Origin of the sequence: Pseudomonas sp. LS-2 (assembly GCF_003605735.1) — a bacterium.
Classification (GTDB): Bacteria; Pseudomonadota; Gammaproteobacteria; order Pseudomonadales; family Pseudomonadaceae; genus Aquipseudomonas.
In genome coordinates, this window is record NZ_QXTJ01000033.1 from 194,717 (window position 1) to 216,618 (window position 21,902).

At 61.5% G+C, this 21,902-nt stretch carries 24 protein-coding genes and 1 riboswitch; of the genes, 5 read left to right on the top strand and 19 right to left on the bottom strand.

Going from position 1 to position 21,902, the window contains the following annotated elements; genetic code table 11:
- Positions 1 to 105: 105 nt before the first annotated feature.
- Genes D3M70_RS19115 through cobO form a run of 10 tightly spaced genes read right to left on the bottom strand, consistent with a single transcriptional unit; the run spans position 106 to position 8,910 of the window.
- Positions 106 to 837: an adenosylcobinamide-GDP ribazoletransferase gene (locus tag D3M70_RS19115; RefSeq protein WP_120127251.1), complete on the bottom strand. Its 732-nt coding sequence runs from the start codon at positions 835 to 837 to the stop codon at positions 106 to 108.
- Positions 838 to 1,410: an alpha-ribazole phosphatase family protein gene (gene cobC / locus D3M70_RS19120; protein WP_120127252.1), complete on the bottom strand. Its 573-nt coding sequence runs from the start codon at positions 1,408 to 1,410 to the stop codon at positions 838 to 840.
- A complete protein-coding gene (gene cobT / locus D3M70_RS19125) occupies positions 1,407 to 2,459 on the bottom strand; it encodes a nicotinate-nucleotide--dimethylbenzimidazole phosphoribosyltransferase (RefSeq protein WP_120127253.1) in 1,053 nt (350 codons plus the stop codon). Before cobT ends, cobC begins: the two co-directional genes overlap by 4 nt.
- Complete coding sequence (gene cobU, locus D3M70_RS19130) at positions 2,456 to 2,977, bottom strand: bifunctional adenosylcobinamide kinase/adenosylcobinamide-phosphate guanylyltransferase (protein ID WP_120127254.1); 522 nt, start codon at positions 2,975 to 2,977, stop codon at positions 2,456 to 2,458. The genes cobT and cobU overlap by 4 nt, the downstream gene beginning before the upstream one ends.
- Complete coding sequence (locus D3M70_RS19135; protein ID WP_120127255.1) at positions 2,977 to 4,455, bottom strand: cobyric acid synthase; 1,479 nt, start codon at positions 4,453 to 4,455, stop codon at positions 2,977 to 2,979. Before D3M70_RS19135 ends, cobU begins: the two co-directional genes overlap by 1 nt.
- Positions 4,452 to 5,456 (bottom strand): threonine-phosphate decarboxylase CobD, encoded by a 1,005-nt coding sequence (gene cobD / locus D3M70_RS19140; protein WP_120127256.1) that lies wholly within the window; start codon positions 5,454 to 5,456, stop codon positions 4,452 to 4,454. The genes D3M70_RS19135 and cobD overlap by 4 nt, the downstream gene beginning before the upstream one ends.
- Positions 5,449 to 6,357: an adenosylcobinamide-phosphate synthase CbiB gene (cbiB, locus tag D3M70_RS19145; protein WP_120127257.1), complete on the bottom strand. Its 909-nt coding sequence runs from the start codon at positions 6,355 to 6,357 to the stop codon at positions 5,449 to 5,451. The genes cobD and cbiB overlap by 8 nt, the downstream gene beginning before the upstream one ends.
- Entirely contained in the window at positions 6,354 to 7,004 is a 651-nt protein-coding gene (gene bluB / locus D3M70_RS19150) for a 5,6-dimethylbenzimidazole synthase (protein WP_120127258.1), read from the bottom strand. The genes cbiB and bluB overlap by 4 nt, the downstream gene beginning before the upstream one ends.
- The gene (locus D3M70_RS19155; protein WP_120127259.1) at positions 7,001 to 8,302 is read right to left on the bottom strand and encodes a cobyrinate a,c-diamide synthase; all 1,302 of its coding nucleotides are present in this window, start codon (positions 8,300 to 8,302) and stop codon (positions 7,001 to 7,003) included. The genes bluB and D3M70_RS19155 overlap by 4 nt, the downstream gene beginning before the upstream one ends.
- Positions 8,299 to 8,910 carry a cob(I)yrinic acid a,c-diamide adenosyltransferase gene (gene cobO / locus D3M70_RS19160; protein ID WP_120127260.1) on the bottom strand — a complete coding sequence of 204 codons (612 nt, stop codon included), beginning with the start codon at positions 8,908 to 8,910 and terminating at the stop codon, positions 8,299 to 8,301. The genes D3M70_RS19155 and cobO overlap by 4 nt, the downstream gene beginning before the upstream one ends.
- Positions 8,911 to 9,019: 109 nt before the next feature.
- Positions 9,020 to 9,228, bottom strand: a riboswitch (cobalamin riboswitch).
- Positions 9,229 to 9,378: 150 nt separating this feature from the next.
- Between cobO and D3M70_RS19165 the strand changes: the two genes are divergently transcribed.
- Positions 9,379 to 10,719, top strand: coding sequence for a sorbosone dehydrogenase family protein (locus tag D3M70_RS19165; RefSeq protein WP_120127261.1), 1,341 nt, complete (start codon positions 9,379 to 9,381; stop codon positions 10,717 to 10,719).
- A gap of 208 nt (positions 10,720 to 10,927) precedes the next feature.
- Here D3M70_RS19165 and D3M70_RS19170 read toward each other — a convergent pair whose 3' ends face one another.
- The 6 genes from D3M70_RS19170 to D3M70_RS19195 all read right to left on the bottom strand — a co-directional run bounded on the left by D3M70_RS19170 (position 10,928) and on the right by D3M70_RS19195 (position 16,220).
- Entirely contained in the window at positions 10,928 to 11,464 is a 537-nt protein-coding gene (locus D3M70_RS19170) for a C40 family peptidase (protein ID WP_120127262.1), read from the bottom strand.
- A gap of 89 nt (positions 11,465 to 11,553) precedes the next feature.
- Entirely contained in the window at positions 11,554 to 12,249 is a 696-nt protein-coding gene (locus D3M70_RS19175; protein WP_165869842.1) for a C40 family peptidase, read from the bottom strand.
- Positions 12,250 to 12,309: 60 nt separating this feature from the next.
- Complete coding sequence (locus D3M70_RS19180) at positions 12,310 to 13,083, bottom strand: NAD-dependent deacylase (RefSeq protein ID WP_165869851.1); 774 nt, start codon at positions 13,081 to 13,083, stop codon at positions 12,310 to 12,312.
- Positions 13,084 to 13,108: 25 nt separating this feature from the next.
- Positions 13,109 to 13,813, bottom strand: a complete 705-nt coding sequence (gene hda / locus D3M70_RS19185; RefSeq protein WP_081567588.1) for a DnaA regulatory inactivator Hda — start codon at positions 13,811 to 13,813, stop codon at positions 13,109 to 13,111.
- A gap of 217 nt (positions 13,814 to 14,030) precedes the next feature.
- Positions 14,031 to 15,104 (bottom strand): AI-2E family transporter, encoded by a 1,074-nt coding sequence (locus D3M70_RS19190; protein WP_081567589.1) that lies wholly within the window; start codon positions 15,102 to 15,104, stop codon positions 14,031 to 14,033.
- 54 nt (positions 15,105 to 15,158) lie between these two features.
- Positions 15,159 to 16,220 (bottom strand): DUF2066 domain-containing protein, encoded by a 1,062-nt coding sequence (locus D3M70_RS19195; protein ID WP_120127386.1) that lies wholly within the window; start codon positions 16,218 to 16,220, stop codon positions 15,159 to 15,161.
- A 332-nt stretch (positions 16,221 to 16,552) separates the two neighbouring features.
- On the opposite strand from D3M70_RS19195, the gene purM reads away from it, so the two are divergent.
- Genes purM through D3M70_RS19210 form a run of 3 tightly spaced genes read left to right on the top strand, consistent with a single transcriptional unit; the run spans position 16,553 to position 19,052 of the window.
- Positions 16,553 to 17,611, top strand: coding sequence for a phosphoribosylformylglycinamidine cyclo-ligase (gene purM / locus D3M70_RS19200; protein WP_120127265.1), 1,059 nt, complete (start codon positions 16,553 to 16,555; stop codon positions 17,609 to 17,611).
- Positions 17,612 to 17,649: 38 nt separating this feature from the next.
- A complete protein-coding gene (gene purN, locus D3M70_RS19205) occupies positions 17,650 to 18,303 on the top strand; it encodes a phosphoribosylglycinamide formyltransferase (RefSeq protein ID WP_120127387.1) in 654 nt (217 codons plus the stop codon).
- Between the two features lie 32 nt (positions 18,304 to 18,335).
- Complete coding sequence (locus D3M70_RS19210; protein ID WP_120127266.1) at positions 18,336 to 19,052, top strand: DUF3108 domain-containing protein; 717 nt, start codon at positions 18,336 to 18,338, stop codon at positions 19,050 to 19,052.
- A 553-nt stretch (positions 19,053 to 19,605) separates the two neighbouring features.
- Here the strand turns inward: D3M70_RS19210 and D3M70_RS32035 are convergent.
- Positions 19,606 to 19,746 (bottom strand): hypothetical protein, encoded by a 141-nt coding sequence (locus D3M70_RS32035; RefSeq protein WP_165869843.1) that lies wholly within the window; start codon positions 19,744 to 19,746, stop codon positions 19,606 to 19,608.
- A gap of 486 nt (positions 19,747 to 20,232) precedes the next feature.
- Between D3M70_RS32035 and D3M70_RS19215 the strand changes: the two genes are divergently transcribed.
- The gene (locus tag D3M70_RS19215) at positions 20,233 to 20,424 is read left to right on the top strand and encodes a hypothetical protein (protein WP_062380056.1); all 192 of its coding nucleotides are present in this window, start codon (positions 20,233 to 20,235) and stop codon (positions 20,422 to 20,424) included.
- 52 nt (positions 20,425 to 20,476) lie between these two features.
- Here D3M70_RS19215 and D3M70_RS19220 read toward each other — a convergent pair whose 3' ends face one another.
- On the bottom strand, positions 20,477 to 21,019 hold the full coding sequence (locus D3M70_RS19220; protein ID WP_120127267.1) for a DUF2058 domain-containing protein: 543 nt from the start codon (positions 21,017 to 21,019) through the stop codon (positions 20,477 to 20,479).
- A 26-nt stretch (positions 21,020 to 21,045) separates the two neighbouring features.
- Positions 21,046 to 21,879 (bottom strand): nucleoside triphosphate pyrophosphohydrolase, encoded by an 834-nt coding sequence (gene mazG / locus D3M70_RS19225; RefSeq protein WP_120127268.1) that lies wholly within the window; start codon positions 21,877 to 21,879, stop codon positions 21,046 to 21,048.
- Positions 21,880 to 21,902 lie beyond the last annotated feature (23 nt).

Here is a 21,902-nt window from a genome sequence, read left to right on the forward strand (position 1 = left end):
CAGTCCGGCTTGCCGGCGGTGGCATTCTCAAGATCGCTGCCGCCGGTAAACGGAACGCCGCCCGACCGGACTGCTACAGAAGGAGTGCCATGCGACAGCGTCAAATCAGCTCAACGCCAGCGCCACAAGCACCAGAACCTCGAGCAACTCCAGCATGGCCCCGGCCGTGTCGCCGGTGCTGCCGCCAAGCCGTTTGATCATCAGTTGCCGCAACCAGAAGAACCCGGCAGTGGCGCTCAGCACCGCCCACAACCCCGCCCAACCGGCTATCAGCACACAGGCAACAGTGGTGACACCCAGCACTTGAATGCCGAGCCTGCGGGGCAAATGATCAGCCAGCGCCTGCCCCAACCCGCCCGCCCGAACATAGGGGGTGTTGAGGAACAGCCCCAACATCGCAGCGCGGCCAATGACCGGGGCGAGAAGCAGTCCAACGCTGTGGTGAGCATCGATCAGCGCCACTATCGCGGCGAACTTCAGCAGCAGCACGATCACCAGCGTGACCACGGCGATGGGTCCGCTGAGCGGGTCTTTCATGATCGTCAGGGTGCGCTCGCGGTCGCCGAACCCACCTAGCCATGCGTCGGCGCTGTCGGCCAGACCGTCCAGATGCAGACCGCCACTGAGCAACGCCCAACACCCCAGCAACAAGGCGGCATGAAGCAGTTGCGGTGTCCCCGAGAGCAATAAATCCAGCGCCATCAGCACCGAGCCGAACACCACGCCCACCAGCGGATAGAACAACAGCGAACGACCCAGCTCCAGAGGCGCGGGCATGCCCGGCAAGCGAATCGGCAGACTGCTGAGAAACTGCAGGGCAATCCAGAACGGCAGCATTCAGACCTCCGTCAGCACGCCAGCGGCTGCGATATCCAGGCTGAACAAACCGCCATGACCGACGACCACTTGCAACAGCAGTTCACGGGGCAAGCCGCGAGCTCGCGCCAGCAACAGCCGCATCACCCCGCCGTGGCTGATCAACAGAATGCGTTCGCCATCATGAGCGAGTTGAAGACGTCGGACCGCACCGAGAACACGTTCGGAAAACGCCAACACCGGCTCGCCATTGGGCGGCGTGAACGTGTACGGATTCTCCCAGAAACGCCCGAGACCTTCGGCGTCGGTGTCCATCAGTTGCGCCGTGCCGATGCCTTCCCAGTCGCCGAAATGCAGTTCTTGCAGAGCGGGTTCCATCTGCAACGGCAAGGACAGGCGGGCTGCCAGCTCTTCGGCAAAACGCGCACATCGCTGCAAGGGCGAACTGACAATGCGGTCCCATGGCCCGGCTGCGCCGACCGCCGCGCGCATCTGCTGCCAGCCGGTGTCGGTCAATGCATCGTCCAGGCTGCCGCGCAAGCCGCCGCCCAGTTCCGTCTCGCCATGACGCAGCACGTCCAGACGCAACGTCATGCCGGGCGATCCGCAACCGCAGCTTCGGCGAAGGTCGCCATGCCGTTGTGCAGCTCGCAGGCCAGACGCAACAGCGGCACGGCCAACGCCGCGCCACTGCCCTCGCCCAGACGCAGACCCAGCTCCAGCAAAGGCTCGGCCTGCAGGGTTTCCAGCACATGGCGATGACCGGGCTCGGCACCGCGATGCCCGAAGAACAGCCAAGGACGGCACGACGGATTGATACGCACGGCGACCAGGGCGGCGACGCTGCAAATGAACCCGTCGACCAGCGCGACGAGGCCTTCCTGGGCGCAGGTCAGATAGGCGCCCACCAGCGCGGCCACTTCAAAGCCGCCCAGCGCACGCAAGCTGCCCAACGCATCGCCGGACTGAGCGGCATGCAATTGCAACGCCTGCTCGATCACCTGAGCCTTGTGATTGACCCCTTGTGCATCAAGGCCAGTGCCCGGCCCCACCAGCAGTGGTGCTGGACAGGCGAGCACTGAACACGCGACGGCACTGGCGGCCGTGGTGTTGCCAATGCCCATCTCGCCGCCGATGAACAATTCGTAACCTGCGGCCCTGGCTCGCAGAACGCTGTCGCGACCGCCCGCCAGCGCGCCTTCGAGTTGCGCCAGGGTCATCGCCGGCTCCCTGACGAAGTTGGCGGTGCCTGCACCGAGGTTCAGATGCCGCACCCCCGGCAGGTTCAACGGAGAAACCGTGCCGAGGTCGACCACGTCCAATTGCGCCGACAACTGCTTGGCCAACACGCTGATCGCCGCGCCGCCCATGACGAAGTTGTGCAGCATTTGCCCGGTCACTTCCTGGGGATAGGCAGACACCCCTTCGGCCACCACACCATGATCGCCCGCGAAAATCGCGATCCAGACCTTGTCCAGCCTGGGCTTTACTCGACCTTGCAACCCGGCCAGCTGCACAGCGACCGCTTCCAGCTGGCCCAGCGAGCCCGCAGGTTTGGTCAATTGCTGCTGTCGGGCCAGCGCGTGCTCTCGGCTGTCTTGGTCAACTTCACGCGCAGGGGCGAGCCACCAGGCATTACTCATAGTGCGGATCCTTTCAAAGTCATGGGCAGGCCGGCGACCGTAAACACCACGCGCTGGCAACGGTCGGCCAGCGCCTGATGCAGCCAGCCGGCCTCATCGACATAACGACGGGTCAGCTCACCGAGCGGCACAACGCCCAGCCCGGTTTCGTTGCTGACGAAAATGATTTCACCCGGCAGTTCAGCCAGGCAATCGAGTAAGGCTTGGCGCTCCTGCGCCAGTCGCTGCGGATCGTCCAGCATCAGCAGATTGGTCAGCCACAGGGTCAGGCAGTCCACCAACAGGCAGCTGTCCGACCTTGCGCTTTGTTTCAACACACGGGCCAGCTCCACGGGCTCTTCGATCAGGCCCCAGTTGTCCGGGCGGCGCTGGCGATGCAATTCGACACGTTGATTCATCTCGCCATCCAGCGGTTGGCTGGTGGCGATGTAAATCACCCCAAGCCCGCTTTCGCTGGCCAGTTTTTCGGCCAGCCGACTTTTGCCCGAACGCGCCCCGCCGAGGATCAATTGCAGCATCAGCCTTGCTCCAGACCGCAGAGTTCACGCAGCAGCTTGCCATCGAGGTGCTTCTCCACCAAGTCAGCCAGCCGTTCGATATCGCGTTCGCGCAGGGCGTGATAGTCGACCGGCTCCACGTTCTGCAAACCGGCCCACCGCAGCAAGGCACTACTCGATGACGGGTGTTCGAACAACCCGTGCAGATAAGTGCCGAGGACCTGGCCGTCAGCACTTCGAGCGCCATCGCAACGCCCGTCGCTGAGTTGCACCAGCGGGTATTCCAGCGCCGGGCCGGTGGTCACGCCCGCATGGATTTCGTACCCGCAGACATCAGCGTCTTCCAGCGTCAGACGACCGCTGACATTGCGCAGCTGTTTTTCGTTTTCCAGCAACGTGCTCATCGCCAGCAGGCCGAGCCCCGGACTTGAACCGGCTGCGCCCTCGAGGCCCAGCGGATCGTGAAGTTCGTCGCCCAACATTTGCAGACCGCCGCAGATCCCCAGAACCTTGCCGCCATAACGCAGGTGCCGGCTGATCGCGACGTCCCAGCCGTTGTTGCGCAGATACGTCAGGTCGCTGCGCACGCTCTTGGAGCCCGGCAGGATGATCAGATCGGCGGGAGGGATCGGCTGACCCGGCCCCACGAATTGAAGATTCACCTGCGGGTGCAGGCGCAATGGATCGAAATCGGTGTGGTTGCTGATGCGCGGCAACACCGGCACCACCACGTTGAGCACCTGTTCGGCCTTGTCGGTCTGGCGCTGATCGAGACCGTCTTCGGCCTCCAGATGCAGATCCATGACATACGGCAGCACGCCCACCACCGGTTTGCCGGTGCGCTGTTCCAGCCAGTCCAGCCCCGGTTGCAGCAAGGCGATGTCGCCGCGAAAACGGTTGATGATGAACCCCTTCACCCGCGCCTGCTCGCTGGGCGACAGCAGTTCCAGCGTGCCGACCAGATGGGCGAAGACCCCGCCGCGATTGATGTCGGCCACCAGCAAAACCGGGCAATCCACAGCTTCGGCGAACCCCATGTTGGCGATGTCGCCCGCACGCAGATTGATCTCGGCCGGAGAGCCTGCTCCCTCGACCAACACCACCGGCCAGTTTTCACTCAGGCGCTGATGAGACGCCAGCACCGCTTTCATGGCGATGGCTTTGTAGTCGTGGTAGGCAACGGCGTTCATGGTGGTCACTGCGCGACCGTGAATGATCACCTGCGCGCCAGTATCGCTGTTGGGTTTGAGCAACACCGGGTTCATGTCGGTATGGGGTTCGAGATTGCACGCCTGGGCCTGCACCGCCTGCGCCCGACCGATCTCGCCGCCATCGGCGGTGACCGCGCTGTTGAGGGCCATGTTCTGCGGCTTGAACGGCACGGTGCGCACGCCCTGACGGGTCAGCCAGCGGCACAATGCCGTCACCAGGGTGCTTTTTCCGGCATCCGAGGTGGTGCCTTGCACCATCAGGGTTTTGCCGGTTTCAGGAGTGTTCATGGGCGCTCCCGGGAAAATTCGCTCAGGGCCTGCTCCAGTCGCTGCCAGTCGGCCTCTTCGCGAGGCAGGCCGAAGCGCAGGCTGCTGTTATGCGCCGAGTTGTTCACAAAGATACGCAGCAGAATGCCGCGCTGCGCACAGAACTCATGCAGATCGGCAGCCAGTGGCGTGATCAGCCATTGAAACAGCGCGCAACCGCCCTGCGGCGCAAAGCCGTGGCGAGTCAGTAACGCCACCAGGCGTTGGCTGGCCTGTTCGGTGCGCTGACGCTGAACGCGCTGACCTTCCACATCATCCAGGCAGGCCTGACCGAGAATGCGCGTTGGCCCGCTGACCGACCAGGGGCCAATCTGCCGGGCCAGAATCTTGAGAAAACGCGATTCGGCGAGCACGAAGCCAAGCCGCACCCCCGCCAGACCGAAGAACTTGCCGAACGACCGCAACACGATCAAGCCCGGGCGTTGCGTCTCTGCGGCCAGGCTCAGTTGCGGCGTGTTATCCATGAACGCCTCGTCCACCACCAGCCATCCGCCGCGCTGGGCCAGGCGCGCATGCCATTCCAGCAAACGCTCGGGCGGCAAGCTCAGGCCCGTGGGGTTGTTCGGATTGACCACCACCAACACGTCGAGGGCATCGATGAAGCGCTCGACCTCGTGCTCCAGCACCTCACGCACCAGAAACCCGGTACTGCGCCAGGCTTCGGCATGTTCGGCGTAACACGGCGACAACACCCCGACCTTGCCGGTCTGGCGCAAGCGCGGCAACGCCTGAATCGCCGCCTGAGACCCGGCCACTGGCAACAGGTCCGGTGCGCCATAATACTCACGGGCAGCGCGTTCCAGGCCGTCGTCGGTTTCCGGCAGACGCGCCCACGCGGACTCCGGAATCGGCGGAATCGGCCATGACCACGGCGAAATGCCGCTGGACAAGTCAAGCCAGTCGGCCTCGGCAATGCCGTACTTCGCGACCGCGCCGCGTAACCTCCCGCCGTGTTCAAGCATAGAATTCAGCTCCCAGGCACAGGATCAGCAGCCATAACCAAACCCCGCGCTGCACCAGTTGCCAGCCGCGGTCGATTGAGTCGGCGTCGGCGGGGACGCCTTCGCCCAGTTGCGGACGTTGATGCAGCTCGCCGTGATAGATTGCCGCGCCGCCCAGTTCAACGCCCAATGCGCCTGCGCCAGATGCCATCACCGGGCCCGCATTCGGACTGTCCCATTTCGGCGCCTGCGTGCGCCAGCAGCGCAACGCCAGACGGGTATTGCCCAGCAGCGCGTAAGTCAGCGCCACCAATCGCGCAGGAATGTAGTTCAGCAGGTCGTCGATTTTCGCCGAGGCCCAGCCGAAACGCTCAAAGCGCTCGTTGCGATATCCCCACATGGCGTCCAGCGTGTTGCTCAGGCGATAGAGCACCACCCCCGGCGCACCCAACACCGCAAACCAGAAGATGGCGGCAAACACCGCATCGCTGCCGTTTTCCAGCACTGACTCAGTGGCTGCTCGGGCGACCGCGGTCGCGTCCAGCTCTGAAGTCTGGCGACTGACCAGATACCCCACGCGACGCCGGGCCTCTTCCAGATCGTCTGCACGCAAGGCCTGGGCCACTGGCTCGACATGCTCACCCAGGCTACGCAAACCGAGGGCACAGTACAGCGCCGCGATCTCCACCAGCCAACCGATGTAAGGCAGCCAACTGAGGAAGGTGATCAGCACAGTCAGCGGGACGACCGCGATGAACCAGCCGGTGACACCATGGCTGCGCCAGCCGCGCCCACCGGCATTGAAGCGTTGCTCGATGCGCTCGGCATATCGGCCGAACGCCACCAGCGGGTGGTTTCGTTTTGGCTCGCCGAGCAGCGCATCCAGCGCGACGCCGGCAACGCTCAATAACGCCACGCTCATGGACTCACTCCCCATTTGTTCTCGTAGACCAGCTCTTGCAGCGGACGCGCCTGCGCCCAGCCTTCAAGTACCAGCATCGGCGCCGGATAGAATTCCTTGACCGGCCCCAGACACAGAATCGCCAAGGGTTTTGAACCGGTTGGCATCTCCAGCAATTGCGCCAGCTTCTGCGGGTCGAACAGCGACACCCAGCCCATTCCGAGGCCTTCGGCGCGGGCAGCCAGCCACAGGTTCTGGATGGCGCAGGACAACGACGCCATGTCCATTTCCGGCAAGGTCCTGCGACCGAAGATGTGTTTCTCGCGATCATCCATCAATGCGGCGACCAGCACCTCGGCGCAGTCATTGATGCCTTCGACCTTGAGCTTCATGAAATCATCGGAGCGTTCGCCCAGGGCTTCTGCGGTGCGAACCCGCTCTTCTTCCACCTGCGCCTGAATCCGTTCGCGCAACGACCGATCACTGATGCGAATGAAGCGCCACGGCTGCATCAGGCCAACGCTTGGGGCGTGGTGCGCAGCTTCGAGCAAGCGCGCCAGCAATTCAGGGGCAACCGAGCCGCCGCTGAAATGGCGCATGTCCCGACGCTCGGCAATGGCCCGGTAAACGGCAGCGCGTTCGTCGGCGCTGAAGGGATGATCAGTCATGGCGTCAACAGCGCCGCCATCGCCTGGGGGTTGGACGGAAAATAGAAATGCACGTAGGAGGCCGTCATTCTGCCCTCTCGATACACCGCTTCGGCGCCGCGACCGCCATTTGGGCTAATGCCACGGGCAATCGGGGTCAGTTCGGTGCTGGTCAGGGAATGATGATAGGTATGGCCGCGCAACGTCCCTTCAGGCAGCTCGACCGCTTGCAAGGCAAGGGCCGCGAGACGTTTCTGCATCACCGCTTCGCCGTCGAGCAGGCCCACCAGCGCTGCACGCTGGCCGTCAACATCGGTGAGCGCGTTGAGCAGATAGAGCATTCCGCCGCATTCAGCCAGCAACGGTTTACCCGCCGCATGGTGCGCGCGGATCGCTGCCAGCATTGGAAGGTTCTGCCCCAGCGCGACATGGTGCAGTTCTGGATAACCACCGGGGAGATAAAGGCTGTCAGCGTCAGGTATTTTCGGGTCGCGAATCGGCGAGAAGAACGACAATTGAGCACCCATCGCCCGCAGCAGATCGAGGCTGGCGCCATAGGTAAAAGCGAAGGCTTCGTCGTGGGCAATGGCGATGCGCACACCGGCCAGCAAGGGCTCGGCGGGAACGAAATCGGGCGCAGTGAAAGTGACAGCCGGCGGCAGCGTCGCATCGCAAGTGCTGGCCAGGGCTTGAGCGGCGGCATCCAGACGCACATCCAGATCGTTCAGTTCGCTGGCCTGAACCAGCCCCAGATGGCGGCTCGGCAGCTCGATCCCGGTTTCCCGCGAGAGCGCGCCGTACCAGCGCAACCCTTCGGTCAGGCTGCCTTCGAGCAACTGCGCATGACGCACGGTGCCGACCCGGTTGGCCAGCACGCCGGCGAACGGCAAGTCCGGCTGATAACGCGCAAGACCCAACGCCAACGCGCCGAAGGTCTGAGCCATGGCCGTACCGTCGATCACGCCCAGCACCGGGACACCGAAATGCCGGGCCAGATCGGCGCTGGACGGGGTGCCATCGAACAACCCCATGACGCCTTCAATCAGAATCAGATCTGCGTCGGCAGCCGCTTCCCATAGCAGGCGACGGCTTTCGTCTTCGCCCACCATCCACATGTCCAGTTGATACACCGGATTGCCGCTGGCGCGCTCGAGAATCATCGGATCGAGAAAATCAGGGCCGCATTTGAACACGCGCACCTTGCGTCCCTGGTTGCGATGCAAACGCGCAAGGGCGGCCGTCACCGTGGTCTTGCCCTGACCGGAAGCAGGCGCGGCGATCAAGACCGCAGGGCATTGCCGAGGCTGACGCTCACTCACAATTCAATGCCCTTCTGCGCCTTGATACCGGCCTGAAACGCGTGCTTGACCACGCCAATCTCGGAAACGGTGTCGGACAGGTCAATCAGTTCCTGTTTGGCGCCACGGCCGGTAACCACCACATGCTGCATGGGCGGGCGCGCCTGCAGGTCGCTGAGCACCTGCTCCAGATCGAGGTAACCGTGTTTGAGGGCGATGTTCAGTTCGTCAAGGATCACAAGCCCGATGCTCGGGTCCTTGAGCATGCCTTGGGTCACCCCCCATGCAGCTTCGGCCGCGGCGATATCACGCTGGCGATCCTGAGTCTCCCAGGTAAAGCCCTCGCCCATGACGTGGTAACGCACCTGCTCCGGAAAGCGACGGAAGAACAGCTCTTCGCCCGTGGCGTTGCGGCCCTTGATGAACTGCACCACCCCACACTGCATGCCATGCCCCATGGCCCGCGCCAACATGCCGAAAGCGGAACTGCTCTTGCCTTTGCCGTTGCCGGTCAGCACGAGCAACAGGCCGCATTCGTTGGGGGCGCTGGCAATGCGCTCGTCCATTACCGCCTTTTTGCGCAGCATGCGCGCCAGGTGGCGTTCGTCACGTTCGGGGGATTCGCTCATCTCAGCTCTCCGCTTGAGGGCAGGTGTGGCAAACGGAGGGCGCAGGCAAAGACTGACAGCAGGCGCCGGGATCGAACGCCCGAGCCTGCGCAGAGCATCGCCCTCCGTGATGCTGTTGAATGGATCAGGCCGGTCTCCGGACTCATGAGCGAACGCTTCAGCCCCGCGCCTTCCCATGCTCAGAGAGCACAGTGGCATCGTGCGGGACCTTGACTCATTTACCGTTGCGGAGGCAGCGCCGGGATTGACCGCAAACGCGCTCGCACCGGCTTCCCAGTTTCACCCAGTCTGGTGGGCACCTGAAACAATCGGCGAAGGTTAGTGGGTTGACCCGGGAGCGTCAATCGAACTGGCGGCCGGTGCGGCAATTGAGCACCGGTTGAACCCCCGCGCCCGGCATGTCTCTATTTCTATACATGCACTTGCATGACTGCCCGATGCACCACTGCCAGCAAGCGGAGATCGAACATGTTCAAGCCCAGAGCCCACGTTGTGGTTTTGCTGTTGGTCGCCGGAGGGCTCGCAGCGTGCGGCGAATCCTCCCGATTGCAAGTCTCGGACGGCATGGGCCCCTCGCCCAGGCTGCCGGAGCCGAACAAGACGCTGATCCCCACCGTGAACATCGCCCCGGCAGTGGGCTGGCCCGCGGGTGCCGAACCGGTCGCCGCGCCCGGCACCCAAGTGGCAGCCTTCGCCGAAAATCTCGATCACCCGCGCTGGCTGTATGTACTGCCCAACGGCGACGTACTGGTCGCCGAGACCAATGCGCCACCCAAGCCCGATGATGGCAAGGGCATCAAAGGTTGGGTCATGAAGAAAGTCATGGGCCGCGCCGGTGCCGCAGTCCCCAGCGCCAACCGCATCACGTTGCTGCGCGACAAGGACCACGACGGCGTCGCCGAAACCCGCACGGTATTCATCGACAATCTGAATTCACCCTTCGGCATGGCGCTGGTGGGCAATGATTTCTACGTCGCCGACACCGACCGGCTGCTGCGCTTCAACTACGTGCCGGGCGAGACATCGATCAAGGGCGACCCGCTGAAAGTCACTGACCTTCCCGGCGGCACGCTCAACCACCACTGGACCAAGAACGTCATCGCCAGCAAGGACGGCAGCAAGCTGTACGTCACGGTGGGTTCCAACAGCAATGTCGGCGAAAACGGCCTTGACGCCGAAGAAGGCCGCGCCGCGATCTGGGAAGTGGATGCCGCGACGGGCAATCACCGGATTTTCGCCTCCGGCCTGCGCAATCCCAACGGCATGGATTGGGAACCGCACACCGGCAAGCTGTGGACGGCGGTCAACGAGCGTGACGAGATCGGCAGCGATCTGGTGCCCGACTACGTGACCTCGGTGCAGGACGGCGGATTCTACGGCTGGCCGTTCAGTTACTACGGGCAGCATGTGGACATTCGGGTATCGCCGCAGAACGCTGAGTTGGTGCAGAAAGCGATTGCACCGGATTTCGCCGTTGGCCCGCATACGGCGTCATTGGGCCTGGCGTTCGCGGACGGTAAATCTCTGCCAGCGCCGTTCAACGAAGGCTTGTTCGTGGGCCAGCACGGCTCCTGGAACCGTAAACCCCACAGCGGTTACAAGGTGCTGTTCGTGCCGTTCAAGGACGGCAAACCCAGCGGCACGCCGGTCGACCTGCTGACCGGATTCCTCAATAGCGACGAAAAAGCCCAGGGCCGCCCAGTCGGTGTAGTCAACGACAATAAAGGCGGGGTGTTGGTGGCCGATGATGTCGGCAACAAGATCTGGCGTGTGACGGCGGCGAGGACGGTGCAGGCATCCAACCCTTGACACCACACCCCTTGTAGGAGCGCGCTTGCCCGCGATTGCGGCGCGATGATCGTTCCCACGCTCGGCGTGGTAACGATCATGATATTGAGCAGGAAGCTTGCAGGGGTGGCCTTCTCGCTGATGAACAGACAGGAAGAATAAGACCCTACGAAACGTTTGGGGGTTGCCCCCAAACATAGAATCTCCCGCACGAGATTTGTGAAGAGGCTTACTGCCGGGCCAGATTCGAAGGCGTTATCACCCGCTTGGCATTCAACCACGCCTTTTGCCAATACGGCTTGTCGAGGCTGTCGAGCTTGACGGTGCCACCGGTCGCCGGCGCATGCACGAATCGCCCTTCCCCCACGTAGATCCCGGCATGGCTGACATTCGAGCCGCCGCTGGTGGCGAAGAACACCAGATCACCCGTCTGCAACTGGCTGCGGTCGATGTCCGGGCCACGCAGATTGATCATGTCGCGCGTCGAGCGTGGCAGCGTGATCCCGGCGGCGCCTTGATAGACATAGCCGATCAAACCACTGCAATCGAACCCCGAGTCAGGCGTGTTGCCGCCCCAGCGATAAGGCGTGCCCACCAACCCGATGGCACGCAACAGCACGTCATCAGCGACCGGAGAGGAAAATTGAGAGGGAGCGGATACCACAGGCCTGGAAACGACCTTGGGAGGAGATGGCGGTGGATTGCTGGAACACGCGGCCAGCAATACAGCCAGTGAAGCAACAGCCAGGCGAACCGTAAACGACATAAACACAACAACCTTCGCGGGATGCGGCTTACTCTGCCGGGAGCCGAGTCAACGTGCAATCAGGGTTTCCCCGGTTGCACGCGTCGGTATTAACGGTGTTGGCGCTTGAGTGTAGTCGAGGTCATCGCGGTTGTGGTTTCCGGAACCCTGGAAGGTGCCATGGCCAGCGCGCGCTTGGCTTCGATGAAGGTACGCGCCCAGTACGCGTCGTCGAGACTGTCTACACGCACACCACCACTGCGACGGCTGCTGGAGTGGATGAACTGGTCATCACCCAGGTAGATGCCGGCGTGGCTCACACGGCCGCGGCCTGCGGTACTGAAGAACAGAAGATCGCCCGGCTTGAGATCACCGCGCTTGACCAGCGGCGCGTCGACGTTGATCATTTCGCGCGTCGAACGTGGCAGGCTCATGCCGGCTTCTTCGCGGAACAGATAGCCGATGAAACCGCTGCAATCGAAACCGGAAGTGGTCGAAGTGCCGCCGAAACGGTAGCGCGTACCGATCAGCGACTTGCCGCGTTCCAGGATGCTGTCAGCCAGTACCGGCAACTGATAAGGCTTGTTGTCGGCGAACTGGGCCAGTTCGTCTTCGGTGGCGATCTCGTCATCCAGTACGGATGCCGAATAATCAGCACGCTTGGTGGCGGTTTGGGCGGTGACAGAATCCTTGAACTGGGAGTTCTGCGCCTGTTGTTGCGACGCTGGCATCTGGGCCGCGCAGCCGAACAACAGCGTTACGAGTGCGAGAGGCACGAGGGGTGCGAAGCGATTCAGCATGGGCACGACCGTGGCTAATGTGTAAAGAAGCCGAGACTATGCCTTCTATCGTCATCATTTGCAAATTCAATCGAAACAAATGTGACTTACGATGTCCTCCATCACATCTAAGGCTCTACACCTCAGAAACGCATCCATGTGAATGGAGTGATCAGTCGTCGAGGGGTTTATCTCGGCGGTAAAGCCTCCCGCCACCCGCGTGCGCAGCATCGGCTCGTGGATATAGGGGAAGCTGGCGGTGGTTCCAATGCTGAGCACAGCATCAAAACCTTTCGCCATCTCTTCATACAGCACGTTCAATGCCAGTTCTGGCAGCATCTCCTGAAATAACACCACCGGCGGTCGCAAGACGCCGTGACACTGCGCGCACAATGGCGGCAGGGGTCGACTCAGGTGTTCGCTCAATTGCGGGTCTTCAGCGCCACAGGACTGACAATAAAGCGGCGCCAATTGACCGTGAATCTCGATCAGACGTTCGGACGGGCTGCCTGCGGCGCGGTGATAACCATCGACGTTTTGCGTCAGCACCCAGCATTCGGGTTTGCGTCGCTGCAATTGGGCGATCGCATAATGCGCCGCATTGGGCTGTCCGCCCAGGCAAGCGCTGCCTAATTGGGCAATGTATTTCCAGCACAGCGCAGGGTCGCGACGCAGCATAGGCCCGGACAAGGCCATTTCGATCGGCAGCCCGTCATCGGTATGACCGTTATAAAGGCCACCGACCCCGCGATAGGTGGGCAATCCGGAATCCGCCGACAGCCCGGCCCCGGTAATGATCAGAATACGGTTAGCGTGTCGCAGGGCAGACGCGGTTTGCAGCACCAGGGCCGGATCGACGATAGGCTGATTCATCGAACGCCCTCCTTCACCAACCCAGGGTTTCCTTTAGAAAGGGAATAGTCAGCTTGCGCTGGGCTTGCAAGGACGCCTGATCGAGTTGCTCGAGCAAATCGAACAACGCACTCATGCTGCGCTTGCCACGGGTCAGGATAAAATGACCCACTTCGTCCGTCAGGTGCAGCCCCCGCCGCGACGCGCGCAATTGCAGGGCGCGGAGTTTTTCTTCGTCGGAGAGCAGGCGCATCTGGAACACCAGCGCCATGGTCAGCCGCGATTTGAGGTCGGCCAGCTTGACCGGCAACTCGCGAGGCGAGCAGGACGCCGCGATCAACAGACGGCGACCACTGTCACGCAGGCGGTTGAACAGATGAAACAGCGCCTCTTCCCACTCCGGCTTGCCCGCCACGACTTGAAGGTCATCGAGGCAGACCAGCTCGTATTGCTCCAGATGATCGAACAGTTCGACGCCTTCCTCGAGCAACTCGGCCATCGGCAGGTAGACCGCAGGCTGCCCCAATTGCTTGAAGCGCAGACAGGCTGCTTGCAGAAGGTGCGTGCGCCCTACCCCGTTTTTGCCCCACAGGTAGATCAGGCTTTCGGTCCATCCGGCGTCGGCTTCGCACAGCCGCTCGACGTAGCCGAGTGCAGCGGCATTGGCGCCTGGATAGTAATTGATGAAGGTGGCGTCATCACGCAGACGCACACTCAGGGGCAGCTGAACTGGTTTCATGCTGGCTGAACGGTTCAGTGACGAACCGCCAAGGGGCCTCTGTGTAAAGTGTGCAAAGTTTATACCCGCAAGCCGGGCCGCACAATGCGCCAGAGCGCCTGCAAAATCAAAGGGTTGCGTCTACAGCGGGCCAGGCCGCGGAATATGGGGAATGACCGGCATAAAAAAGGCGCTTGAACACAACGATTCAAGCGCCTTGATCCTTTAGCGGTCCGGCCTACAAATCCGGGTCTTCCATGCCACCGTAGATATCCGAATCCTTGTACAGGTCATGAACATGGCGCACCAACACCATGATCACCGCCGCCACCGGCAACGCCAAGAGGATGCCGGTGAACCCGAACAGCTCGCCGCCCGCCAGGATCGCGAAGATCACTGCCACTGGATGCAGACCGATGCGATCGCCCACCAGCAGCGGCGTCAGCACCATCCCCTCCAGCGCCTGGCCGACCATGAACACCGCGACGATACCCAGCATCGGATACAGATCGCCGCCAAACTGGAAGAAGCCCGCCAGAATCGCCGAGCCTATACCGATGACGAAACCCATATAAGGCACGATCGCCGCAAGCCCCGCGATGACCCCGATCAGCAGGCCCAGTTCAAGCCCGACCAGCATCAACCCGGCAGCGTAGATCACACCCAGCGCGACCATCACCAGCAACTGGCCGCGAATAAACGCTCCCAGCACCTCGTGACATTCATCGGCGAGCGCAACGATTTTCTTCTCGCGGTGACGCGGCAGCAGGCTGCGCACCTTGGCCATCATCACGTCCCAGTCGCGTAACAGATAGAAGCAGACCACCGGGATCAGCACCAGATTGGTCAGCCAGCCGATCAGCGCCAGGGTTGAAGTGGTGGCTTGCGCCAGCACGATCCCGACGATGTCGCCGGTCTGGCCCATGTGCTCGGAAATCGCTGCTTTGACCTTATCGAACTTCCAGAACCCGTCCGCCAGGCCGAGTTTGGCCTGGGTCCACGGCAACGCGGTATGCTGCAGCCAGTCGAGAATCTGCGGCGCCAACTCATACAAGCGATACAACTGCTTGGCGAGCATCGGCACCAACACCAGCAGCAAACCCATGAAGATCAGCGTGAACAGCACAAACACTGTCACCACACTCAAGGTGCGTGACATCTTGAGTTTCTCCAGACGATCCGCCAGTGGATCGCCCATGTACGCCAGCAACAGCGCTACCAGAAACGGCGTCAGGATTGCGTGCAGCAACCAGACGAACAGGCACAGCAGGATGACCCCGCCCAGCCAGAACCAACGACGCGTATCAGTCATTACTGCCCCTCGGACCCGGATGATTTGCTTCATGCAACGTCGCTATGAACGCATTCACCAGCGGAAGTGCAGTGTTTGCGCGGAAGTCTGTGGCGGTTGTGGAACGGGGGCGGCCCCAGGGGCCGGCACCTGCCCGGCGTTGACCGGTGCGCTGGCGACTTGATCTGCCGGCACTTCCTGCAACTTCGCCAGCGACAACTGCGAACGCAGTTGATCCGGGCTGCCACTGACGTCAAACACGACACGGTCCGCATCCACGGACTTCAGGCGACCGCCGAAGGGTTCCAGCAAGCGACCCAACTGAGCGTAGCGTTCCAGATTCATGCCTTGAACCTCCAGCGCCATGCTTGAGGACGCCCCGGGCTTGACCACAAAGCGCGGTGCCAGACGCTGGCTCACAGACAGCAAAACGGCGTCGGCCAGTTCAGCGGAACTCGCGCCGGTAGCACTGCCCTGATCCATCTTGTCGCCCAGCCACAAGTGCCATTTCCCTTGCCACTGACCGCCGTTTTCCTGCGCGTGTACAGCGAGAATCGCATCGGAGCCGTAGCGTTCAGAAGCCTGTTTGAGCGGCGCAACGTCATTGCCATCCAGGGTCTTGGCATTACCGATGCCCTGCTCGCCCAAGTCCGCCAGCGGCAGGCGCAGTGGCAGGCCACGATGTTGCGCAGCGCGTCGCAGCGGTTCGGCCGAGGCCTGTCCGTCGCCGACCAGATTGGCGCCGTCAGTCGCATCGTTCAGCCACCAGGCCATGATGACCGGGCGATTGGAGCCCCAGAGCGAAAGACCGGCCTGACGCAGCGCGCGTTCGGTGCTCGCCGGGTCGAAATCCACCTGCAGCGACTCCGGTGGGCCTGCGTCATAACCGTACTGACTGATGATTTGCTGTGGATCCTTGCGCACTTCGGCAAGGCCAGCGCCTTGAGACGCCTTCGGATCGCCGGTCAAGCGCATGACCAGGGTTTCCAGCGCCGCCTGAGTGGCCCGGGTTTTCTCGTCCGGCGTCTGGCCGCTGACCGGCTCGCGCACTTGATAGAGGTTGTTCACCGTCTCGGCCAGGACCGGGAGGCTCATGAGGGAAAGGCAACCCACGAACAGGCAGTTTTTTAGGCGCATGAAAGAAGGTGGACGCATGAAGAGGTTCCCGAAAAACAGATAAGACAGCTTAACGAATAGCTGTATCACGATGACTGGCTCGATTCAGACCGCACAGCGGCACGAATCGCTCACTCTGACGACGAACTTACACCTTTTATAGTCGCCGACGAACGGCTTGACCCTGAACGACCGGGTTATTTTTTCTTCATCATGCCCCTGCCCGTCGGCCCAAGGATGGCCGCTTGAGCCCAACCCTGATAAAATCGCGCGCCTTCGCAGACCGGCGATGCCACGGCCACGAGCCGTTCCAACTCGGTCGTTACCCCGAATCCCCCCTAAAGGCCTGGATCATGAGCAAGCAACCCTCCCTGAGCTACAAAGACGCCGGTGTAGACATCGACGCCGGTGAAGCATTGGTCGAACGCATCAAGAGCGTTGCCAAGCGCACCAAGCGCCCGGAAGTGATGGGCGGCCTGGGGGGCTTCGGCGCTCTGTGCGAAATTCCGGCAGGCTACAAGCAGCCGGTACTGGTCAGCGGCACTGACGGCGTTGGCACCAAGCTGCGTCTGGCCCTGAACCTGAACAAGCACGACAGCATCGGTATCGACCTGGTCGCCATGTGCGTCAACGATCTGGTGGTTTGCGGTGCAGAACCCCTGTTCTTCCTGGACTACTACGCCACTGGCAAACTGAACGTCGACACCGCCGCGCAGGTCGTGACCGGCATCGGCGCAGGCTGCGAACTGGCCGGTTGCTCGCTGGTCGGCGGCGAAACTGCAGAAATGCCTGGCATGTATGAAGGCGAAGACTACGACCTGGCCGGTTTCTGCGTCGGCGTCGTGGAAAAATCCGAAATCATCGACGGTTCGAAAGTCGCGACCGGCGACGCCTTGATCGCCCTGCCATCGTCCGGCCCGCACTCCAACGGCTACTCGCTGATCCGCAAGATCATCGAAGTCTCCGGTGCCGACATCGAAACCATCCAGCTCGACGGCAAGCCACTGACCGACCTGCTGATGGCGCCGACCCGCATCTACGTCAAGCAACTGCTCAAGCTGATCAAGGACACCGGCGCGGTCAAGGCCATGGCCCACATCACTGGCGGCGGTCTGCTGGACAACATCCCTCGCGTACTGCCTGAAGGCGCGCAAGCGGTGGTCGACGTGGCGAGCTGGACCCGCCCGGCCGTGTTCGACTGGCTGCAGGAAAAAGGCAACGTCGACGAGCACGAAATGCACCGCGTTCTGAACTGCGGCGTCGGCATGGTCATCTGCGTCGCGCAAGAACACGTCGAAGCCTCCCTCAACGCCCTGCGTGAAGCCGGCGAACAGCCTTGGGTCATCGGCCAGATCGGCGTTGCTGCCGAAGGCGCTGCGCAAGTCGAGCTGAAAAACGTCAAGGCACATTGATGTCTGAAGTAGCAAGGCCTGACGTGTCAAAGCCTGACATGCCCCAGGTATGTGATGTGGTGGTACTGCTGTCCGGCACCGGCGGCAACCTGCAAGCGATGATCGACAGCTTTCAGGACAGTTCAAGCCCTGCTCGCATTCGCGCGGTGATTTCCAACCGCGCCGATGCCTACGGACTGGAGCGCGCCAGGAACGCGGGGATCGAAACCCGCGTTCTCGATCACCAGGCCTACGAGGGTCGCGAGGCCTTCGACGCGGCACTGATCGAACTGATCGACACCTTTGCGCCGAAACTGGTGGTACTCGCCGGTTTCATGCGAATTCTCACGCCAGGCTTCGTGCGTCACTACCACGGCCGCCTGCTGAACATTCACCCTTCGCTGCTTCCCCTGTATAAAGGTTTGCACACGCACCAGCGCGCGCTGGAGGCTGGCGACGCCACGCACGGCTGCAGCGTACACTTCGTCACGGAGGAACTCGATGGAGGGCCTCTGGTCGTACAAGCTGTGATTTCGGTAGAGTTGGACGACACGCCCGCCACACTGGCGCAAAGGGTTCATACCCAGGAACACCTGATCTATCCGCTGGCGATTCGCTGGTTCGCAGAGGGCCGACTGGTTCTCGACGAACATGGCGCATCCTTGAACGACCAGCCACTGGGCCCCGGCGGCCACTTGATTCAGGCCACTTAATTCGGCTCTCTATTCCAAAGACAGGAGATACTATGCGTCGCGCTTTGCTCTTCGCTTTCGCTCTGTTCGCACTCCCTGCGGTCAACGCGGCAGACCTTCAACCCTTCTCCGCCAGCTACACCGCTGACTTCAAACAACTCCCTGTCGGCGGCGGCAGCGCCAGCCGTAGCCTGGAAAAGAACGCCGATGGCACCTGGACCTTGAGCTTCAAGGCGTCGATGATGATCGCCAGCCTGACTGAGGTCAGCACCCTGAAGTCCGACAAGGACACACTCCTGCCACAGACCTACCAGTTCGAACGTGGCGGCCTGGGCAAGAGCAAGAAAGTCGATCTGGTGTTCGACTGGTCCACCAAGTTCATCACTGGCACCGACCGTGGCGACGCGGTGAAGATTCCGCTCAACAGCGGCATCCTCGACAAGTCCACCTACCAGCTCGCGCTGCAGCACGATGTGGCCGCAGGCAAGAAGAGCATGAGTTATCAGGTGGTCGACGGTGATGAGGTCGATACCTATGACTTCCGCGTACTGGGCACTGAAAAAGTCGATACCAAAGTCGGCTCGGTCGATGCGATCAAGGTCGAGCGCGTGCGTGACCCAACGCAGAACAAGCGCATTACCGTGATGTGGTTCGCCAAGGACTACGACTACCTGCTGGTTCGCTTGCAGCAGGTGGAGACCGATGGCAAGGAATACAACATCATGCTGCAGGATGGGACGGTGAACGGTAAGGCGGTCAAAGGCAGCTGATCCGGGTTTGTATTGTGTCCTGTGAGACCCCGCTGACATGGCGGGGTTTTTTATTGGGGCATCGGCGCAGGCCATTGAGCGTTGATCCCTTATGTTTTGTGGCGCTGATCTTTGTTCTGCCTAACGGCAGAAGTATTCCGCCTTCGGCGGGTTACTTGAAAAGACCCCAAGTAACCAAGGGTCTAGCGCTCCCTGTCCGGCCCGACTTCGTCGGGTTCCCTCGTCTCCGGCATTGCTCCGGGGGCACGCCGCCGACCGGCCATCCCTGGCCGAACGGCGGCTAGCGCGACATCCATGTCGCGCTGCCCCCTACGCAACGCCTGCGCTCGGCCTGCCAAAGTCGCAATTTGCGGCGTCTGAACTACTGCGCACTTAGAGGCAAGATCAAAAGCCAATGCGGCTCACCGCCCTGACCTGATCCGGCTTCTCCCATGGAGTTTGGTGGTGAATTTAACTCCGAGTACGCCGCGAACCCTGTAGCCGTCCGGCTTGCCGGCGGTGGCGTACGGAAGATCGCTACCGCCGGCAAGCCGGACTGCTACAGGTTCGGCGTTCACAGGTCATGGCGATTGCCGTTGCCATTGATCTTGATCTTGATCTTGATCTTGATCTTCGTACGCCATAGCCCAGACACCACAAAACGCGACTTGGGTGCAGGCTGAACGCAGGCGGCGCGGAGTGGGCCGAGCGGCATGGATGCCGCGAGAGCCGCCCCCCGCCATGGATGGCGGATGGCGGATGGCGGCGGGCCCACGGAGCGTCGCCGAAGTGAGGGTACGGCGACGAAGGAGCCGCCAAACCAGGAGCCAGGACCCTTGGTTACTTGGGGTCTTTTCAAGTAACTCGCCGAAGGCGAAATAGGCCTGGCGTTAGCCAGTCCCCACCAAGGCCAGCGCCGATACTGGTTAAGTACCCAAATCACAACGCAAGAAAAGCCCCCACGAACCGCCATTTTCACGGCACCCAATGGTCCCCAAGCGAACATGAAACTTTCTTCACGCCACTCAAACGAGTGCGACAAACCGTCGCACGCCCTTCTAAAACAACCCCTTACCGATTCTTGCGAAATCGGGAAATAACCTTTACCAAAATCGTCGGTTTACTTAGCAAGCTACCAAAACCTATAAAGTAACCACTGCGACGTCCTGCCGCAGATTTCAAAGAGTCAGGAGTTTTCAATATGACGGTTACTGTTACTGAACGCGACGACGCCCACATCTCCCACGAAAGCATCGCGGATGGCATTCAGATCTGGGATGTACGCCAGCAAGACCAACTGGTAGGGATGTTTCACCACGAATCGGACGCACAGCGTTACGCAGCAGAGCTCGCAGAGCTGGAAGCCAAGAAGGCAGCGAGCAACTCGCAATAACGGAATCGCAGCAAAACAAAACCCGCCGAGGCGGGTTTTGTTGTTTTCGCGTTTACCACATCAGATCGTCAGGGATCTTGTAGGCCGCATACGGATCGTCGCCATCCGGCTCCTCGGTCGGCTCGCTCAGCATCACGATACGACGCGGATCACGCTCCTGAACCTTGAGCGCCGCCTCGCGAGGAATAACCTCGTAGGTACCGCCATGATGCACGATGGCCAGTGAACCGTTGCTCAACTTGCTGCGCATCAGCGAGTTGACCGACAGGCGCTTGACCTTCTTGTCGTCGACGAAGTTGTAGTAATCCTCGGTGGTCAGCTTTGGCAGTCGCGTCGCTTCGATCAACTGTTTGACCTGGGCGGCACGGGCTTTCTGCTCGGCCTTCTCCTGCCGCTGACGGTTCAGTTCCTGATCGCGTTTGGCCTTCTCGGCCAAGGCTTCCTGAGCGGCACGCTGGTTCGTGTCGTCGGCTACGGCCTGACCCTTGTGCACCAGACGCTGTTCTTTCTGCTTGTTCTTGGCGACCTGCTTGGCCTGTTTCTCATTGACCAGGCCCGCTTTGAGCAATTGGTCACGAAGGGAAATACCCGCCATCTGTCTTCTCTCTCTAAATAGTCAACTCAACCGCAGTTGGGCGTGATCTTTTCCTGGCGCTTGGCTTCGCCCCAAAGCGCATCCATCTCTTCGAGGCTGCAATCTTCGATGGGGCGTCGGGTGTCGCGCAAGGCCTGTTCGATAAAACGAAAGCGCCGCTCGAACTTGCCGTTCGCGGCGCGCAAGGCATTTTCCGGATCGACCTTGAGGTGACGGGCCAGATTGACCACCACGAACAGCAGATCGCCAATCTCTTCGTTGATCCCGTCGCTGTCGTTGTCGGCCATGGCTTCGAGAACCTCATCGAGTTCCTCGCGCACCTTGTCGACCACCGGCAGCGCATCCGGCCAGTCGAAACCGACCTGTGCCGCGCGCTTCTGCAACTTGGCTGCCCGCGACAATGCGGGCAATACGTTCGGGACGTCATCGAGCAACGACAACTGCTCTGGAACGTGAGCTTTTTCGGCGCGCTCCTGGGCCTTGATTTCTTCCCAGCGATGCTTGACCTGATCTTCGCTCAGGCGCGGCGTTTCCAGCGGCGCATACAGATCGCCCGTGGGAAACACATGGGGGTGGCGACGAATCAGCTTGCGGGTGATGCCGTCGACCACGCCGTCGAACTCGAACCGCCCCTCCTCTCGCGCCAACTGGCAGTAATACACCACCTGAAACAGCAGATCGCCCAACTCGCCCCGCAGATCGTCGAAGGACCCGCGCTCAATGGCGTCGGCCACTTCGTACGCCTCTTCGAGCGTGTGCGGCACGATGGTCGCGTAATTCTGCTTCACGTCCCACGGGCAACCGTACTGCGGGTCGCGCAAACGGGCCATGAGGTTTAGCAAGTCCTGGAGCTTATACATTGAAAGTCCTATCGATACTTCGG

What these genes read in the sequence shown, in the direction of transcription:
- D3M70_RS19195 (WP_120127386.1), bottom strand. Translation starts at nt 16,220, where the DNA reads ATGCGCCTAAAAAACTGCCTGTTCGTGGGTTGCCTTTCCCTCATGAGC.
- D3M70_RS19135 (WP_120127255.1), bottom strand. Translation starts at nt 4,455, where the DNA reads ATGAACACTCCTGAAACCGGCAAAACCCTGATGGTGCAAGGCACCACC.
- D3M70_RS19190 (WP_081567589.1), bottom strand. Translation starts at nt 15,104, where the DNA reads ATGACTGATACGCGTCGTTGGTTCTGGCTGGGCGGGGTCATCCTGCTG.
- cobO (WP_120127260.1), bottom strand. Translation starts at nt 8,910, where the DNA reads ATGAGCGAATCCCCCGAACGTGACGAACGCCACCTGGCGCGCATGCTG.
- cobD (WP_120127256.1), bottom strand. Translation starts at nt 5,456, where the DNA reads ATGCTTGAACACGGCGGGAGGTTACGCGGCGCGGTCGCGAAGTACGGC.
- D3M70_RS19215 (WP_062380056.1), top strand. Translation starts at nt 20,233, where the DNA reads ATGACGGTTACTGTTACTGAACGCGACGACGCCCACATCTCCCACGAA.
- purN (WP_120127387.1), top strand. Translation starts at nt 17,650, where the DNA reads ATGCCCCAGGTATGTGATGTGGTGGTACTGCTGTCCGGCACCGGCGGC.
- D3M70_RS19220 (WP_120127267.1), bottom strand. Translation starts at nt 21,019, where the DNA reads ATGGCGGGTATTTCCCTTCGTGACCAATTGCTCAAAGCGGGCCTGGTC.
- D3M70_RS19115 (WP_120127251.1), bottom strand. Translation starts at nt 837, where the DNA reads ATGCTGCCGTTCTGGATTGCCCTGCAGTTTCTCAGCAGTCTGCCGATT.
- D3M70_RS19170 (WP_120127262.1), bottom strand. Translation starts at nt 11,464, where the DNA reads ATGTCGTTTACGGTTCGCCTGGCTGTTGCTTCACTGGCTGTATTGCTG.
- D3M70_RS19165 (WP_120127261.1), top strand. Translation starts at nt 9,379, where the DNA reads ATGTTCAAGCCCAGAGCCCACGTTGTGGTTTTGCTGTTGGTCGCCGGA.
- mazG (WP_120127268.1), bottom strand. Translation starts at nt 21,879, where the DNA reads ATGTATAAGCTCCAGGACTTGCTAAACCTCATGGCCCGTTTGCGCGAC.
- bluB (WP_120127258.1), bottom strand. Translation starts at nt 7,004, where the DNA reads ATGACTGATCATCCCTTCAGCGCCGACGAACGCGCTGCCGTTTACCGG.
- cobC (WP_120127252.1), bottom strand. Translation starts at nt 1,410, where the DNA reads ATGACGTTGCGTCTGGACGTGCTGCGTCATGGCGAGACGGAACTGGGC.
- cobU (WP_120127254.1), bottom strand. Translation starts at nt 2,977, where the DNA reads ATGCTGCAATTGATCCTCGGCGGGGCGCGTTCGGGCAAAAGTCGGCTG.
- D3M70_RS19210 (WP_120127266.1), top strand. Translation starts at nt 18,336, where the DNA reads ATGCGTCGCGCTTTGCTCTTCGCTTTCGCTCTGTTCGCACTCCCTGCG.
- D3M70_RS32035 (WP_165869843.1), bottom strand. Translation starts at nt 19,746, where the DNA reads ATGCCGCTCGGCCCACTCCGCGCCGCCTGCGTTCAGCCTGCACCCAAG.
- cobT (WP_120127253.1), bottom strand. Translation starts at nt 2,459, where the DNA reads ATGAGTAATGCCTGGTGGCTCGCCCCTGCGCGTGAAGTTGACCAAGAC.
- cbiB (WP_120127257.1), bottom strand. Translation starts at nt 6,357, where the DNA reads ATGAGCGTGGCGTTATTGAGCGTTGCCGGCGTCGCGCTGGATGCGCTG.
- hda (WP_081567588.1), bottom strand. Translation starts at nt 13,813, where the DNA reads ATGAAACCAGTTCAGCTGCCCCTGAGTGTGCGTCTGCGTGATGACGCC.
- purM (WP_120127265.1), top strand. Translation starts at nt 16,553, where the DNA reads ATGAGCAAGCAACCCTCCCTGAGCTACAAAGACGCCGGTGTAGACATC.